This is a genomic window from Candidatus Binatia bacterium, assembly GCA_036563615.1.
GTDB lineage: Bacteria > Desulfobacterota > Binatia > UBA12015 > UBA12015 > DATCMB01.
Genome location: DATCMB010000004.1, coordinates 573,619 through 589,808 on the forward strand (window position 1 = coordinate 573,619; position 16,190 = coordinate 589,808).

Genomic DNA, 16,190 nt, shown 5'->3' on the forward strand with positions numbered 1-16,190 from the left:
CGCGGCTCGAGATCGCGAGCGCCTCAAGCCGCCAGCCGCACCAGCAGGCCGTTCAGGTACTCGCCCTCCGGGTGCGCCGCCAGCACCGGATGGTCGGGCGCCGCGCCGAGCTGGGCGAGAACCTGCAGCCGCATGTGCGGCTGCGCCGCGGTCGCGACCGCGTGCGCGAAGAGCTCGCGTCCGACGTGCGCCGAGCACGAGCACGTGACCAGCAGACCGCCCGGCCGCAGCGCGCGTAGCGCGCGTCGGTTGAGATCGCGGTACGCGCGTACCGCCTTCTCGCGGTCGGCGCGATGGCGCGCGAACGGCGGCGGGTCCAGGACGACCAAGTCGAAGCGCTTCTCCTTGGGCGCGTCGGCGAGCGAGGTGAGGACGTCGAAGACGTCCTTCGAGACCCACTCGGCGCGCTCTTCCTCGAGGCCGTTCAGCGCCCAGTTGTCGCGCGCGAGCGCGAGCGCGGGTCCCGAGGTCTCGACCGAGACCACGCGCTTGGCGCCGCCGCGCGCCGCGGCGACCGCGAACGCGCCCGTGTAGGCGAAGCAGTTCAGCACGTCGAGCCCGTCGGCGAGCCGTGCGACGAGCGCGCGATTGACGCGCTGGTCGAGGTAGAAGCCCGTCTTCTGTCCGCCGCGCACGTCGACCAGGTAGCGCGCCCCACCCTCGCGGATCTCGATGCGCTCGGGCGGCGGCTCGCCGGACGCGACCTCGACGCGGTCCGAGAGCCCTTCCTCGCGCCGCGCGCCGCCGGAGCTGCGCTCGAAGATCCCGTCGGGCTCGAGCAGCTCGTTGATCGCCGCCAGCACCGCAGGACGCAGACGCTCGGCGCCGGCGTTCAGGATCTGCACGACGACCCACTTGCCGTAGACGTCGGCGACCACGCCGGGCAGCCAGTCGCCCTCGCCGTGCACCAGGCGGTACGCGGTGTCGTGCTCCGCGCCGACCGCGCGGCGCAGCGCGTAGGCGTCGCGGATGCGGCGCTGGACGAGCGCGGGATCGATCTCGACGTCGTCGCGCGCGAGCAGCCGCACGGCGATCGAGCCGCGCGGGTTGTACGTGCCGACGCCGAGCACCTGTCCCGACGACGCGAGCACGCGGACGAACGATCCGGCGCGCGCCTCGCCGCTCACGTCGGCGATCGCCCCGGAGAAGATCCACGGGTGGCCGGCGCGGGCCGGGCCTTCCTTGCCGGGCTTGAGCTTGACGACGCCGTCCATGCTCAGTCCTGACGCACCCAGTCGCCGCTACGGCCGCCGCTCTTTCGCACCAGACACACGTCCTCGATCACCATGGCACGATCGATCGCCTTGCACATGTCGTAGATCGTCAGCGCGGCGACGCTCACCGCGGTGAGCGCCTCCATCTCGACGCCGGTGCGCGCGCGGATGCGCGCCTCGCCCTCGATCCGCACGACGCCCGCCGCGGGATCGACGTCGAGGCGGACGTCGGCCCAGTCGAGCGGCAGCGGATGGCAGAGCGGGATCAGCTCGCCGGTGCGCTTCGCCGCCATGACGCCCGCGAGGCGCGCGGTCGCGAGCACGTCGCCCTTCTCGATGGTGTTCGCCGCGATGCGCGCCGCGGTGTCGGGGCGCATGCGGACCGCGCCGCGCGCGACCGCGACGCGCAGCGTGACCTCCTTGTCGCCGACGTCGACCATGCGCGCGCGGCCGCTCTCGTCGACGTGCGTCAACCTCGTGCTCTCGCGCTCGCGGTCGGAGTCGGACATGAGCGCTCCCGTACCGAAGCGTCACGGTACCGGCAAAGCGCGTCGGAAAATGGTAGGAGGCGCGCCATGCGCAAACGCTTCCGGGTCACCGTGCGAGCCGTCGACGAGAGCGGCGTCGAGACCGAGGTCGGCAAGCTCATCGTCGACGCGAAGGACCGCAACGAGGCCTCGCAGAAGGTCCTCGCGGAGCTCTGGACGCCGGAGCTCGAGGCGTCGGGCAAGAAGCCCGTGACGCACGCCGAGCGCGTCACCGGCGAAGGCGGCTGAGCAGCACGCTCGATTGACGATGCGTGCCCCGGCCCCTACGTTGCCCGCATGCCGGCGTCACGAACCGATTACTACGCGGTCGAGGATCTCCTCACCCCCGAAGAGCGCGCCGTCCGCGACACCGTGCGGCGCTTCGTCGACGAGGAGTACCTGCCGCTCGCGCGCAAGCACTTCGCCGAAGCGACCTTCCCGACCGAGCTGACCCCGCGCCTCGCGGAGCTCGGCTGCTTCGGGCCGACCGTCCCGACCGAGTACGGCGGCGCCGGTCTCGGCAGCGTCGCGTACGGGATCATGGCGCAGGAGCTCGAGCGCGGCGACTCCGGCCTGCGCTCGTTCGCGAGCGTGCAGTCCTCGCTCGTGATGTACCCGATCCTGACCTTCGGCTCCGAGGAGCAGAAGCGTCACTGGCTGCCGCGCATGGCGCGCGGCGAGGCGATCGGCTGCTTCGGCCTCACCGAGCCCGACTACGGCTCGAACCCCGGCGGCATGATCACCCGCGCGAGCCGTCGCGACGGCGGCTTCGTGCTCAACGGCACCAAGCGCTGGATCACCAACGGCAGCATCGCCGACGTCGCGGTGGTGTGGGCGAAGCTGCGCGAGGACGAGGCGGATCCGCGCACCGAGGTGATCCGCGGCTTCCTCGTCGAGAAGGAGCGCCCAGGCTTCTCGCGACCGCTGATGCACGGCAAGTGGAGCCTGCGCGCGTCGATCACCTCCGAGCTGATCCTCGAGGACTGCTGGATTCCGGAGGAGAACCTGCTGCCCGAGTCGCGCGGCCTGAAGTCGCCGCTCATGTGCTTGACGCAGGCGCGCTACGGCATCGCCTGGGGCGCGGTCGGCGCCGCGATCGCCTGCTACGAGTGCGCGCTCGACTACGCGAAGTCGCGCGTCGTGTTCTCGCGCCCGATCGGCGGCTACCAGCTCGTGCAGGCGAAGCTGGTCGACATGCTGACGGAGATCACCAAGGCGCAGCTCCTGTGCTGGCGGCTCGGACGCCTCAAGGAGGCCGGCGAGATGCGGCACGAGCAGGTGTCGCTCGCGAAGATGAACAACGTCTCGCAGGCGCTGCGCATCGCGCGCCTCGCCCGCGACATCCTCGGCGCGAACGGCATCACCGACGACTACCCGGTGATCCGCCACATGCTGAACCTCGAGACCGTCAACACCTACGAGGGCACCGAGGACGTCCACCGGCTGACGCTCGGGCGCGACATCACGGGGCTGTCCGCGTTCGACTGAGCGTGCGCACGACGTCGCGCCGGCGAGCGGACGTTTCGTGGCGCGGCCGGCGCGTAGCGCGGCCGCCGCAGCGCCCGCGCTACCGGCCGTAGCCTCCGCCCCGGCAGCGCGGCGTCAAGCAACTCGCGCGTCTCGCGTTCCAAACCGACGCCAGCGCGATCCTTGCGCGACAAGGGTTTGCTCGCACCGCACGAGGGGTGTAGCGTGCCCGTCGATCGTGGCCCCGATCGACGGATCGCGCGTGCGTCCCGCAGGGCCGGCGAGCCCGCACCGCACGCGCGCCCGGTGGAGGTGGAAGGAGCTGGTGGTGCTGGACGAGCTGGGTGGAGGTAGTCGTGCTCGTCGTGCGCTCGGCGCGATCGGGTGGTTGCTCCTGGCGACGCTCGGCGGGTCGTGCGTCTCGGCGGTCAAGGAGTCGAACGCCGCGCCGCCGGAGCGTCGAGCGGCGTCGGCGTCCTACGACCATCGCGGCTGGGGCTATCTGATCGAGAAGCTGGTCGCGGACGGCGTCGACCGCAGACGGGTCGAGCGCACGTTCGCCGATCCGCGCATCGAGCCGTTCACCGGCCTCGACTTCGGTCTGCGCCCGCGCGAGCCGAAGTCGCTCTACAGCGGCTTCGCCAAGCCCTCGAGCGTCGCGCTGGCGCGACGCTGCCACGCGGAGCACGCCGCGACGCTGGCCGAGGCCGAGCGCATCTACGGCGTGCCTGCGAGCGTGATCGCCGCGATCATCCACATCGAGTCGGGCTGTGGGCGCAACACGGGCTCGGAGGTCGTGCTCTACCGCCTCGCGCGGCTCGCGATGGCGAACGAGCCCGCGAACCTGCAGCGCAACATCGAGCGCCACGCGTTCATCGGCGGCTCGTTCGATCCGGAGATCGCGCAGCTCACGCGCGAGCGGGCGCAGTACCTCGAGGACACCTTCTACCCCGAGGTGCTCGCGACCTTTCAGCTCGCCGACCGGCTCGACATCGACCCGCTCGGCATCCGCGGCTCGGGCTCGGGCGCCTTCGGCATGCCGCAGTTCCTGCCGCGCAGCTACCTGAGCTACGGCGTCGACGGCAACGGCGACGGCCGCATCAGCCTCTACGACCCCGACGACGCGATCCACTCGTGCGCCAACTACCTGGCCTCGCACGGCTGGCGTCCGGGGCTGAGCCGCGCCGAGCGCCGCCAGGTCATCTGGCACTACAACCGCTCCGACGCCTACATCGACGCGGTGCTCCAGCTCTCCGCCCACCTCGACGGCGCGCCCGTCGTGCAGACCGCCGCCCGGAAGAGCCCGCCCAAGAAGCCGACGAAGACGGCCGTCGCGCGCAAGCCCGCGAGCAAGCCGACCGCGAAGACCAAGACGGCAGCGAAGGGCAAGGCGCCGGTCAAGAAGGCCTCCCCCAAGCAGCCGAGCAAGGCCAAGACCCGCACCGCGCAAGCCGCAAATTGACAGCCTCCGGGGGGACGACTATCGCACTTCGGATCCCCGCCGCGGCCCCGCGGTCCGGCCAACGACACGCAACCCAGAGGACAGAGGCACCATGACCGAGCGCAAGGCCACCAACATCGTCTGGCATGCGGGCAACGTGAACCGCGCAGACCGTGAGAAGATCAACGGCCACAAGGGCTGCACGGTGTGGTTCACCGGGCTCTCGGGCTCGGGGAAGTCGACGATCGCGGTGGCCGTGGAGAAGGCGCTCTGGGACCGCGGCGTGCGCGCCTACATCCTCGACGGCGACAACATCCGCCACGGCCTCAACAGCAACCTCGGCTTCTCGCCGGAGGACCGCACCGAGAACATCCGCCGCATCGGCGAGGTCGCGAAGCTGTTCACCGACGCCGGCATCGTGACGCTGACGGCGTTCATCTCGCCCTACCGCGCCGACCGCGACAAGGTGCGCAACATCATGGGCCCGGGCGACTTCATCGAGGTCTACGTCGACTGCCCGCTCGAGGAGTGCGAGAAGCGCGACGTCAAGGGGCTCTACGCCAAGGCGCGCGCCGGGCAGATCAAGGAGTTCACCGGCATCTCGGCGCCGTACGAGGCGCCGGAGAATCCGGAGCTCGTGCTGCGCACCGCCGAGATGACCGAGCAGCAGAGCTGCGACACCGTCATGCGCTACCTCGAGGAGAAGGGGTACATCCCGCGCGCGTGACCTGCCGCCGGACGCCGACGCCCGCGGTTGCGGTGAGCGCGGCTCACCCCGGGCGCGGCAGCGGCGCGACGCGGCGACGCACGGGCCGGACAGCGTGATCGACATCGACCGCATCGGCGAGGACGTCCCGCTTCTCGAAGGCATCCGCACCGCGTGCGCGATCCGGCGCCTGAAGCCGGATCCCGTGCCGCCGGAGCTGATCCGCAAGGTGTGCGAGGCCGGGACCTTCGCGCCGAGCGGCGGCAACCGCCAGCCGTGGTGCTTCATCGCGGTCACCGACCCCGAGCGTCGCGCCTGGTTCGCCGAGCGCTACCGGGCCGTCTTCATGCCGTACATCCAGCCGGCGGTGGAGGCGTCGAAGAAGCCGGACTACTCGCCCGAGCGGCGCAAGGTGCTCATGGGCGCCATCCACCTCGCGAAGCACCTGCACGAGGCGCCGGTGCACCTCTTCGTCGCCGGCTGGACGCGGCGCGGGCAGCCGCAGCCGCAGGCGCTGTTTCCCGCAATCCAGAACATCCTGCTCGCCTGCCGCGCGGTCGGGCTCGGCGCGTCGCTGACCAACATCCACCTCACCTTCCGCGAGGAGGTCGACCGCTGGCTCGGGCTGCCGGAGAACCGCCCGAGCATCGCGATGCTGCCGATCGGCTGGCCGCGCGTCCCCTACCGCCGCCCGGTGCGCCGCAGCGTCGACGAGTGCCTCTACTTCGAGCGCTACGACGACACGCCGAGCACTGGCGCCCTTGACGGGAATGCTTAGCTAACGAGGACGAGACGAAAGGAAGAATCGAGCGCATGTCCGAACGCCACAAGGTCGTCATCCTCGGCTCCGGGCCCGCGGGGCTCACCGCCGCGCTGTACGCGGCCCGCGCCAACCTCGCTCCCGTCGTGATCGACGGCGGTCAGCCGGGCGGTCAGCTGACCATCACCACCGAGGTCGAGAACTTCCCGGGCTTCCCCGACGGGATCATGGGCCCCGAGATCGTCGAGCTGTTCCGCAAGCAGGCGGCACGCTTCGGCACCCGCTACGTCACCGCCGAGGTCACCGACGTCGACCTCTCGAAGCGTCCGTTCACGCTCACCATGAGCAACGGCGACACGATGCAGGCCGACACGCTGATCATCGCGACCGGCGCCTCGGCGAAGCTGCTCGGTCTGCCGTCGGAGTCGCGCCTCATGGGCTACGGCGTCTCGGCGTGCGCGACCTGCGACGGCTTCTTCTTCCGCGACAAGGACGTGATCGTCGTCGGCGGCGGCGACACCGCGATGGAGGAGGCGAACTTCCTCACCCGCTACGCGAAGAGCGTGACGGTGGTGCACCGTCGCGACACGCTGCGCGCGTCGAAGATCATGCAGGACCGCGCGTTCAAGAACCCGAAGATCCGCTTCGTCTGGGACAGCGTGATCGACGAGATCCACGGCGAGCGCGAGACCGGCGTCGAGGCGGTCACGCTGCGCAACGTCAAGACCGGCGCGCTCGAGCGCGTCAAGACCGACGGCGTCTTCATGGCGATCGGTCACGAGCCGAACACCAAGCTGTTTCGCGGCAAGCTCGACATGGACGAGCGCGGCTACATCCTGACCAAGCCGCGCTCGACCGCGACCAACGTCGAGGGCGTGTTCGCCGCGGGCGACGTGCAGGATCCGATCTATCGCCAGGCCATCACCGCGGCCGGCACCGGCTGCATGGCGGCGATGGACGCGGAGCGCTTCCTCGAGGCGCAGGGCGAGTAGCGCGTCCGCCTGATCCGCTCCCCGAGGGACGGCTCGGGGAGCAGCACCCGTCCGCGCCCGGACGTTCGCGCAGCCTCGCCGGAATTCGCTCGTCATGGCGCCGCCGGCGAGACTATTTTTTCTTGTCGCGGCGTCAGGCGCATGAGAGCCGTCCCCCTCATCCGTGCCGCGGGCGTCCTTCCCTTCGCCCGCTTTCTCGACGCCGCGGGTGCGGGCGTCGAAACGCACTGGCATCGCGCCGGTCTGTCGCCTCTTGCGCTCGTCGAGCCGGAGCGCCTCCTGCCGTGGAATCTGGCGATCCGCTTCGTCGAGGAAGCCGCGGGCACAGGGGATCGACGACCTCGAGCTTCGCGTCGGCGAGCGCTCGAGCGTGCGCGGGCTCGGGATGTTCGGCGCCGCGATCGCGGCGGCGCGCCCCCTCGGGCACGCGCCTTCGGCGTGATGCGCGACCGGGTCGGCTCGCACGACTCGGCAGCGAGCTACTGGGTCTCCTAAAGTACGCGCCCGCGACCGCGAAGGCACCACCCGCTGACGACCGAGTCGGAGAGCACGCGCTCCGCGGGCTCGACGACGTCGCGCACACCGCTCGGGAGCTCGAGCGCGAGCGGCAGCCGCATGCCGGAGAGGAGCGGCGTCCGCCACAGGACGGCGTAGAGGCCGGGCGCGACCTCGCGGATCTCGAGGCATGCGGGACGCGCCTCGTGCGCGTGCGCCTGCGGTACGCATCGCACGAGCGAGGAAAGGATCGACGGCGCCAGCAGCACGAGCACGCACGCGACACGCGCTGCGACGGCGCACCGGGGCAGAAGACGCCGGCCCATGCGGCGGCCGTAGCACGGGCCGCTGCCGACGCTCTTGCCCGCGCGCGCCACGCGCTTCCCGGCTTACATCGTGTAGCCGAAGCCGACGCCGAGCGCGCCCGCGGACTCGTCGAAGTCGTACGCGCCCGCGATGTCGAAGCTGAAGCCCATGAAGCTCACGCCGAAGCCGATCGTCGGCACCGGATCGGAGCCGGGCAGCAGGAAGTCGTAGTAGACGCCGAGACGTCCGGCGAGCATGTCGTCGAGGAAGAGCTGCTCGCCGCCGACGCTCATGATCTGGCTGTCGGCGCCGCGGACGAAGGTCGGGTTCGGCGTGACGTCGACGTCGGCGGTGAGCGTCATGCCCTCGATCGGGTACGCCGCGACGCTCGCGCGTCCCTGCGGCGCGAGCTGGAAGCGGCCTTGCGACTCCGCGAGCCGCGTGCGGATGCGCTCGAGGAACTCCGGCGGCAAGCCCGGCGGCGTGCCGTCGATCTTGACGTCCGAGAGGTCGAAGATGTCGAACGTCGGCCGGTTCAGGTACTTGCCGACGATCGCGAAACGCAGCCACGGCGTCGGCAGCCAGGTGCCGCCGACGTCGACGCTCGCGTCCCAGTCGTCGCGACTGTCGCTGAAGTGCTTCGCGAACTCGAGCCCTGCGCGTCCTTCCTGGATGAACGAGCGGTCGAGGTAGACGACGCCCTGCAGCGCGCTCGCGGTCACGCCGAGCGACAGCGTGTCGTCGAACAGCGAGCGCGCGTACGAGAGCGCGATCTGACGTCCCTCGAGGCCGTCGAGCGCGACCACCGAGCCGTTGAACAGCCGTCCGCCGACGAAGAACGTGTTGCGATCGATCAGCGGCAGCGACGCCGTGCCGTTGAAGACGTCGAGGAACGCGAAGCCGATCGCGTTGTCGTCCCACGCATACTTGACGAAGAGGCCGCCGCCGCCGTTCGTGCCGCCGCTCGAGCCGGAGCTCACACCGGAGAGGATCTCGTCGACGCGGTCGATGATCTCCTGCGGCGTGTCGCCGCTGTTGATCGCGTTCTTCACGTCGCGGATCGCGTCGTCCAGGTTGTCGTTGACGGCCGCGCGGACCGTGCCGGAGAGGCGGATGTCGAGCCCGTCGCGCAGCGCGAGCCCGGCCGGGTTCCAGTAGATCGCGTGCGCGTCCTCGGTCGCGGCCACGCCGGCGCCGCCCATGCCGAGCTGGCGCGGTCCGACGAAGCCGAACGGTGCGGCGCTCGCGCTCGAGACCCACACCGCCGACGCCACCACGGCGACCGCGAGAGCGACGCCCCTCGATTCCCGCATGCTCATTCCACCCCTCACCGCGGTCTTCCCGATCGGACCGCATCCACGGGCGCCTTCATCGCGCCGGCTTGCCTTCCATAGGCTCATCGGCGGCGGCGAGCAATGCGTGAGCGTCCGTGCGCGGCAGTGGTCCTCGACGGGCTCGGGCGGCGCTCAGGACCGCGCGTCGGCGGGGGACGGCGCCGCCGTGCCGGTAGGGCCGGGGGACGTCGCCTCGGCGAGAGTGAGCGGCGTGCGTCCGGCGAACGGCTCCTCGCGCACCGGGCAGTCCGGCACGTCGCAGACCGCGCAGAAGGCGCGCAGGCACGGGTCGACGTGGAAGATGATCTCGCCGTCGATCGTCGGGATCGCGAGCACCCGACGCTCGAGCTCGTTCACCTGATCGTGCGCCTGCTCGACGCTCCAGTACTCGGGCACGATGACGTGCGCGTCGGCGTAGGTCTCGCGCCCCGAGCGGATCGCGCGCAGCCGGTGGATGCGGATCATGCCGGGGAAGCGCGCCTGTTCGAAGGCCTCGACGAGCGCGGCGAGCAGACGCGGGTCCTCCTCGTCGAGCAGCCCGCCCGCCGCCTCGCGGACCAGCCGGTAGCCGGTGACGCAGAGGTTCGTGCCGACGAGCAGCGCCGCGAGCGGGTCGAACCACGCCTTGCCGGTGAGCGCAACCAGACCGAGGCCGACGACCACGCCGACGCTCGTCTGGAAGTCCGAGAGCACGTGCTTGCCGTCCGCGACCAGCGCGATCGAGCGCTCGCGGCGCCCGGTGCGCACGAGGTACCAGCCGAGCGCCGCGTTGATCGCGCCGGCCGCCACGGTCAGCGCGAGGCCGTACTCGAGGTCGTGCACGTCCGGACCGCGCACCAGGTCGCGGATCGCGTAGGCGATCACCGCCAGCGCGGCGAACGCGATCAGCCCGCCCTCGAAGACGGCGCTGAAGTACTCCATCTTGCCGTGGCCGTAGGGGTGGTTGCGGTCCGCGGGACGGCTCGCGAAGCGCAGCACGGCGACCGCGAACACGGCCGCCACCACGTTGATGATCGACTCGAGCGCGTCCGACAGGATCGCCACCGAGCCGGTCGCGAGGTAGGCGAAATACTTGACGGCGAGCAGCGCGGCGCTGACGAGCAGCGAGAGCAACGCCGCGCGCAGCCGGACGTTGACCTCGCCTCCGCCCCGCTCCTCCCCCGCCGCCGCGCGCGCGGGCGCGCCGGGCGCGATCCCCGACGGATCGCGCTCAGAGGCGGACGGGGACGCCGCGGCCACGCAGGTACTCCTTGCAGTGCCGGATCGAGTGCTCCTCGTAGTGGAAGATCGACGCCGCGAGGACCGCGCTCGCCCGCCCCTCGGTGAGCGCGTCGTAGAGGTGCTCGAGCGCCCCCGCGCCGCCCGAGGCGATCACCGGCACGTCGACGGCGTCGGCGACCGCGCGCGTCAAGCCAAGATCGTAGCCGTCGCGCGTGCCGTCGCGGTCCATGCTGGTGAGGAGGATCTCGCCGGCGCCGTAGTCGTTCATCCGGCGCGCCCACTCGACCGCGTCGAGGCCGGTCGGACGCCGCCCGCCGTGGGTGAACACCTCCCAGCGTCCGGGCGCGACCTGCTTCGCGTCGATCGCGACCACGATGCACTGCGCGCCGAAGCGCTCCGCCGCGCGCGCGACGAACTCCGGCTCCGCGACCGCCGCGGTGTTGATCGACACCTTGTCCGCCCCGGCGCGCAGCAGGTTGCGGATGTCGTCGATCGTCCGCACGCCGCCGCCGACCGTGAGCGGCATGAAGCAGCGCTCGGCGGTCGCGCGCACGACGTCGAGGATGATGCCGCGCTCCTCGTGCGACGCCGTGATGTCGAGGAAGCAGAGCTCGTCGGCGCCCTCGGCGTCGTAGCGCGTCGCGGCCTCGACCGGATCGCCGGCGTCGCGCAGGTCGACGAAGCTCACGCCCTTGACGACGCGTCCGCCCTTGACGTCGAGGCACGGGATGATCCGCCGCGCCAGCATCGCGCTACGCCCCTTCTCCGCGCGCCGCGGCGAGCGCGTCCGCGAGCTTGACGTGGCCCTCGTAGAGCGCGCGTCCGACGATCACGCCGCGCAGGTTCGCGCCGGCGTCGAACGCCGCGCGCGCCGCGCGCACGTCCTCGACGCGCGCCACCCCTCCGGACACGATCACCGGCACGCTGGTCGCGCGCGCGAGCTCGAGCGTCGCATCGAGGTTGGCGCCGTGCCCGGTGCCGTCGCGCCGGATGTCGGTGAAGACGATCGCCGCAGCGCCGGCGCGCTCCGCGCGGCGCGCGATCTCGAAGGCGTCGACCTCGCTGTGCGCGAGCCAGCCGTCGACCGCGACCTTGCCGTCGCGCTGGTCGATGCCGACCGCGATGCGACCCGGGAAGCGCGCGCACGCGGCGTCGAGCACCTCCGGGTTCGCCGCCGCCGCCGTGCCGAGGATCGCCCACTCGGCGCCCGCGTCGAGCACGCTCGCGATCGCGTCGAGGTCGCGCAGCCCGCCGCCGACCTGCACCGGGATGTCGAGCGCCGCGCAGATCGCCGCGATCACCGAGCCGTGCGCGCGCGCGCCGCGCGCCGCACCGTCGAGGTCGACGACGTGCAGCCGCTCCGCGCCCTCGCCGCGCCAGCGGCGCGCCATCGCGACCGGGTCGTCGCCGTACTGCGTCTCGGCGGCGAAGTCGCCCTGCAGCAAGCGCACGCAGCGACCGCCGCGCAGGTCGATCGCCGGGATGACGTCGAAGCGTCTCACGCCGGAAGGGTGCGCGCGACCGCGCCGGGTCGTTGGTCTTGCGGCCCGCCGGCGCCGGCCACGGTGACGCTCACCGGACGCGTCGCCGCGCGGACGAAGTTGCCGAGCAGCTTGAGCCCCGCGTGCTGGCTCTTCTCGGGGTGGAACTGCGTCGCGATGAGAGCGTCGCGCGCGACCACGGCGGTGAACTCCTCGTCGCCGTAGGTCGCGGTCGCGGCGATCACCGACGGGTCGGCGGGCTCCGCGTAGTACGAGTGCACGAAGTAGAAGTACGTTCCGTCCGCGATCCCCGCGAGCCCCGGCACGTCCTTCTTCACGCGCAGCGCGTTCCAGCCCATGTGCGGGATCTTCACGCCGGACGAGCGAAAGCGCACGACCTTGCCGGGCAGCACGCCGAGCCCGCGCACCGGACCGAACTCCTCGCTTTCCTCGAACAGGATCTGCATGCCGACGCAGATGCCGAGAAACGGCCTCCCCGAGGTGGCGGCGCGCACCACGACGTCGGTGAGCCCGGACTCGGCGAGGCTCGTCATGCACGCGCCGAACGCGCCGACGCCGGGCAGCACGACCCCGTCCGCGCGCTCGATCTCCGCCTCGCTCGCGGTGACGCGCACGTCGACCTGCAGACCGGCGTCTGCGGCCGCGCGCTCGAGGCCCTTCGCCGCGCTGCGCAGGTTGCCGACGCCGTAGTCGACGATCGCGATCACAGCACTCCCTTGGTCGACAGCACGCCCGTGATCCGCGGGTCGATCGACGTCGCGGCGTCCATCGCGCGCGCGAACGCCTTGAACGCCGCCTCGATCTTGTGGTGCGCGTTGCGGCCGCGGATGCAGTCGACGTGGACGTTGAGCTTGAGCTCGTTGACGAACGCGAGCAGGAAGTCGTGCACGAGGCTCGTGTCGAAGTCGCCGACGCGCTCGCGACCGGGGTCGAGCTCGTAGACCAGGTACGGACGTCCGCTCAGGTCGACGACGACGGACACCAGCGACTCGTCGAGCGGCACCGTCGCCTGCCCGAAGCGGCGGATTCCGTGCTTGTCGCCGAGCGCCTGGCGGAACGCCTGCCCGAGCGTCAGGCCGACGTCCTCGACCGTGTGGTGCTGGTCGATCTCGAGGTCACCGGTCGCCTGCACCACGAGATCGAAGGAGCCGTGGCGCGCGAACAGGTCGAGCATGTGATCGAGGAACGGCACCCCGGTCGCGATCTCGCCGCGCCCCGTGCCGTCGACGTCGAGCACGACGCGGACGCTGGTCTCCTTGGTGGTGCGCTCCACCTCGGCACGCCGCGGCTGCCCGTCCCCGACCCGCCGCGCGGCGACCTTGCCGGCGACCTTCCCCGTGATCTTCCCCGCCACCTTGGGCGTCCCCTGCCCGGCCCGCCGCAGTGTCGTTCTGGCCATGAGCCCTATTGGCATACCACCCCCGCCGGCGCGAGACGCGGGCGGGGCCGCCGATTCCACGACGGCGGGCTTACGGGCGTCCGTCGCGCGCCGAGCCCGCGCTCTCAGCGCTCGCGCAGCCGCCGCGCGACCGCCGCGCCGTGCGCGGTCAGACCCTCCATCTCGGCGAGCCGCAGCACCGGGGCGCCGAGCTTGCGCAGCGCCCCGATCGGGGCGTGGATCACGCTCGTGCGCTTCAGGAAGTCGTAGACCCCGAGCGGCGACGAGAAGCGCGCCGTGCCTCCGGTCGGCAGGACGTGGTTCGGGCCCGCGAGGTAGTCGCCGAAGGCCTCGGGCGTGGTCTCGCCGACGAAGATCGCGCCGGCGTGGTCGATGCGCGAGATCCAGCGCTCGGCGTCCTCGAGCGCGAGCTCGAGGTGCTCGGGCGCGATCTCGTTCGCGAGCTCGATCGCCTCGTCCAGGTTGCGCGTCACGATGATCGCGCCGTTCGCGCGCAGCGAGCGCGCAGCGACCGTCGCGCGCGGCAGCTCCGCGAGCTGCTCGTCGAGCGCGCGCTCGATCCGCGCGGCGAGCCGCGCGCTCGGCGTGACGACGAGCGCCGTCGCGTCGGCGTCGTGCTCCGCCTGCGCGAGCATGTCGGCCGCGACCAGCGTGGCGTCGGCGCGCGCGTCGGCGACGATCAGCACCTCGCTCGGCCCCGCGATCATGTCGATCGCGACGGTGCCGGCGACGAGACGCTTCGCGGTCGCGACGTAGACGTTCCCCGGTCCGACGATCTTGTCGACCGGCGCGATCGTCTCGGTGCCGTAGGCGAGCGCGGCGATCGCCTGCGCACCGCCGACCCGGTGGATGCGGTCGACGCCCGCGATGAACGCCGCCGCGAGCAGCGCCGGCGGCTCGCCCTCGCGGTGCGGCGGCGACACGGCGACGATCTCCTTGACCCCCGCGACGCGCGCCGGGATCGCGTTCATCAGCACCGACGACGGGTAGAACGCCTGCCCCCCCGGCACGTACAGCCCGACGCGCGCGAGCGGCCGGATCTCCTGCCCGAGCATGACGCCGAGCGGGTCGCGGTAGCGGAACGAGCGCTCCTTCTGGTGCGCGTGGAAGTCGCGGATGCGGCGCGCGGCGACGCGCAGCGCGTGACGGTCGGCGCGCGGCAGCTTGTCGACGGCGGCGCGCATCTCGGCGCGCTCGATCGTGCGCTCGCTCGGCTTGAGCTTGACGCCGTCGAAGCGCAGCGTCGCGGCCGCGACCGCACGGTCGCCACGCCGGCGCACGTCGTCGAGGATCGCGCGGACGGCCGGCTCGACGCTCGCGTCCTGGGTCGCGCCGCGCAGACGAAGCTTGCGGCGCAGACGCGCGAACGCGGGGTCGGTCGTCCGGACGGTGAGCTTCACTCGACGACGCGCAGGACGCGGGCCTTGCGTCGCTGCGGCTTGCTGGCGCTCGCGGGGGCGCTCTCGGGCTGCGGCTCGCGCACCGGACGCGTCGCCATGCCGCGCCGCCCGGTGGGAGCGGTGGTGGTCGCCGCGACCGACGGCTGGCGGCCGCCGGGCACGCGCTCGATGTCGGCGCCGATGCCGGCGAGCTTCGCCTCGAGCCGCTCGTAGCCGCGGTCGAGGTGGTAGACGCGCTGCAGGCGCGTCGTGTTCTGCGCGCCGAGCGCCGCGACCACGAGGCACACGCTCGCGCGCAGGTCGGTCGCCATCACGGGCGCGCCCTCGAGCTTCGCGGGACCGGTGACGAGCGCCTTCGGACCGTCGAGGCGGATGTCGGCGCCCATGCGCACGAGCTCCTGCACGTGCATGAAGCGGTTCTCGAACACGGTCTCGGTGATCTCGCTGACCCCGTCCGCGAAGCACATCAGCGCCATGAACTGCGCCTGCAGGTCGGTCGGGAAGCCGGGGTACGGCGCGGTGCGGATGTCGACCGCGCGCAGCGGCTTCTCGCGCCGCACGCGGACGCCGCCCTCGACCGGCGTCACCTCGACGCCCGCCGCGGCGAGCTTCTCGATCACCAGCGTGAGGTGGTCGGCGCGCGCGTTGCGCACGAGGACGTCGCCGCCCGCGGCGGCGACCGCCATCAGCAGCGTGCCCGCCTCGATGCGGTCCGGGATCACGCTGTGCTCGAAGCCGCCGAGGCTCTCGCGGCCCTCGATCTCGATCGTGGCGCTGCCGGCGCCGCGGATCACGGCGCCCATCTTGGTCAGGACCGCGGCGAGGTCGACGATCTCCGGCTCGCGCGCGGCGTTGTCGAGCACCGTCGTGCCGTCGGCGAGCGTCGCCGCGAGCATCAGGTTCTCGGTCGCGCCGACCGACGGCATCTCGAGCACGATGTGCGCGGCGCGCAGCCGCGGGCGGCCGCTCGCGTCGCGCGGCGCGCGCGCCTCGACGTAGCCGTGCGACTGCGTGATCGTCGCGCCCATGCGCTCGAAGCCGCGCAGGTGCAGGTTGACCGGCCGGCTGCCGATCGCGCAGCCGCCCGGGGTCGCGACCCGCGCCTCGCCGAAGCGGGCGAGCAGCGGTCCGAGCGCGAGGAACGAGGCGCGCATCGTCTTGACCAGGTCGTAGGGCGCCTCGAAGGCGGTCACGTCGCGCGCGGTGAGCGTCACGACGTCGTCCTCGCAGGACGCGGTCACGCCCATCTGCGCGAGGAGACGCTGGGTCGTGCGACAGTCGACGACCTGCGGGACGTTCTCGATCCGGCACGTCTCGGGGGTGAGCAGCGAGGCGAACAAGATCGGCAGCGCTGCGTTCTTCGCGCCGCTGACCGGCACTTCGCCCTCGAGCCGCCGGCCGCCGCGTATCCAGATCTCGTCCATCC

General features: G+C 72.2%; 15 protein-coding genes and 2 pseudogenes. 6 read left to right on the forward strand and 11 right to left on the reverse strand.

The genetic code is table 11. The annotated features are described in order from the left end of the window. Positions 1 to 23: 23 nt before the first annotated feature. Both VIS07_02530 and moaC read right to left on the reverse strand, forming a co-directional pair. Positions 24 to 1,214, reverse strand: a complete 1,191-nt coding sequence (locus tag VIS07_02530) for a class I SAM-dependent rRNA methyltransferase (protein ID HEY8514371.1) — start codon at positions 1,212 to 1,214, stop codon at positions 24 to 26. Positions 1,215 to 1,216: 2 nt separating this feature from the next. Beyond that, on the reverse strand, positions 1,217 to 1,723 hold the full coding sequence (gene moaC / locus VIS07_02535) for a cyclic pyranopterin monophosphate synthase MoaC (protein ID HEY8514372.1): 507 nt from the start codon (positions 1,721 to 1,723) through the stop codon (positions 1,217 to 1,219). Between the two features lie 66 nt (positions 1,724 to 1,789). Here moaC and VIS07_02540 point away from each other — a divergent pair, with 66 nt between their 5' ends. The 6 genes from VIS07_02540 (at position 1,790) to trxB (ending at position 7,107) form a co-directional block, all read left to right on the forward strand. Next, a complete protein-coding gene (locus VIS07_02540; GenBank protein HEY8514373.1) occupies positions 1,790 to 1,990 on the forward strand; it encodes a hypothetical protein in 201 nt (66 codons plus the stop codon). 48 nt (positions 1,991 to 2,038) lie between these two features. Further along, on the forward strand, positions 2,039 to 3,229 hold the full coding sequence (locus VIS07_02545) for an acyl-CoA dehydrogenase family protein (GenBank protein ID HEY8514374.1): 1,191 nt from the start codon (positions 2,039 to 2,041) through the stop codon (positions 3,227 to 3,229). A gap of 307 nt (positions 3,230 to 3,536) precedes the next feature. Further along, positions 3,537 to 4,670, forward strand: a complete 1,134-nt coding sequence (locus VIS07_02550) for a lytic murein transglycosylase (GenBank protein HEY8514375.1) — start codon at positions 3,537 to 3,539, stop codon at positions 4,668 to 4,670. A 91-nt stretch (positions 4,671 to 4,761) separates the two neighbouring features. Beyond that, positions 4,762 to 5,376, forward strand: a complete 615-nt coding sequence (cysC, locus tag VIS07_02555) for an adenylyl-sulfate kinase (GenBank protein ID HEY8514376.1) — start codon at positions 4,762 to 4,764, stop codon at positions 5,374 to 5,376. 94 nt (positions 5,377 to 5,470) lie between these two features. Continuing rightward, complete coding sequence (locus VIS07_02560) at positions 5,471 to 6,133, forward strand: nitroreductase family protein (GenBank protein ID HEY8514377.1); 663 nt, start codon at positions 5,471 to 5,473, stop codon at positions 6,131 to 6,133. A gap of 35 nt (positions 6,134 to 6,168) precedes the next feature. Further along, positions 6,169 to 7,107, forward strand: coding sequence for a thioredoxin-disulfide reductase (gene trxB / locus VIS07_02565; GenBank protein HEY8514378.1), 939 nt, complete (start codon positions 6,169 to 6,171; stop codon positions 7,105 to 7,107). Between the two features lie 491 nt (positions 7,108 to 7,598). Here trxB and VIS07_02570 read toward each other — a convergent pair whose 3' ends face one another. From VIS07_02570 to murA, 9 genes and pseudogenes are all read right to left on the reverse strand, one after another. After that, positions 7,599 to 7,838, reverse strand: a complete 240-nt coding sequence (locus tag VIS07_02570; protein HEY8514379.1) for a hypothetical protein — start codon at positions 7,836 to 7,838, stop codon at positions 7,599 to 7,601. Between the two features lie 153 nt (positions 7,839 to 7,991). Continuing rightward, positions 7,992 to 9,221, reverse strand: a complete 1,230-nt coding sequence (locus VIS07_02575) for a hypothetical protein (GenBank protein ID HEY8514380.1) — start codon at positions 9,219 to 9,221, stop codon at positions 7,992 to 7,994. Positions 9,222 to 9,374: 153 nt separating this feature from the next. Next, positions 9,375 to 10,481, reverse strand: a complete 1,107-nt coding sequence (locus tag VIS07_02580) for a cation diffusion facilitator family transporter (GenBank protein ID HEY8514381.1) — start codon at positions 10,479 to 10,481, stop codon at positions 9,375 to 9,377. After that, positions 10,453 to 11,211 carry an imidazole glycerol phosphate synthase subunit HisF gene (gene hisF, locus VIS07_02585; GenBank protein ID HEY8514382.1) on the reverse strand — a complete coding sequence of 253 codons (759 nt, stop codon included), beginning with the start codon at positions 11,209 to 11,211 and terminating at the stop codon, positions 10,453 to 10,455. The genes VIS07_02580 and hisF overlap by 29 nt, the downstream gene beginning before the upstream one ends. Before the next feature lie 4 nt (positions 11,212 to 11,215). Continuing rightward, positions 11,216 to 11,965 (reverse strand): 1-(5-phosphoribosyl)-5-[(5-phosphoribosylamino)methylideneamino]imidazole-4-carboxamide isomerase, encoded by a 750-nt coding sequence (gene hisA, locus VIS07_02590; protein ID HEY8514383.1) that lies wholly within the window; start codon positions 11,963 to 11,965, stop codon positions 11,216 to 11,218. A 95-nt stretch (positions 11,966 to 12,060) separates the two neighbouring features. Further along, positions 12,061 to 12,672 (reverse strand): annotated as a pseudogene (gene hisH, locus VIS07_02595) (imidazole glycerol phosphate synthase subunit HisH). Continuing rightward, on the reverse strand, positions 12,669 to 13,364 hold the full coding sequence (gene hisB, locus VIS07_02600; GenBank protein ID HEY8514384.1) for an imidazoleglycerol-phosphate dehydratase HisB: 696 nt from the start codon (positions 13,362 to 13,364) through the stop codon (positions 12,669 to 12,671). The pseudogene hisH and the gene hisB overlap by 4 nt, the downstream one beginning before the upstream one ends. A 104-nt stretch (positions 13,365 to 13,468) precedes the next feature. Further along, a complete protein-coding gene (hisD, locus tag VIS07_02605) occupies positions 13,469 to 14,764 on the reverse strand; it encodes a histidinol dehydrogenase (GenBank protein ID HEY8514385.1) in 1,296 nt (431 codons plus the stop codon). 158 nt (positions 14,765 to 14,922) lie between these two features. After that, a pseudogene (gene murA, locus VIS07_02610) lies at positions 14,923 to 16,188 on the reverse strand (UDP-N-acetylglucosamine 1-carboxyvinyltransferase). Positions 16,189 to 16,190: the final 2 nt, after the last annotated feature.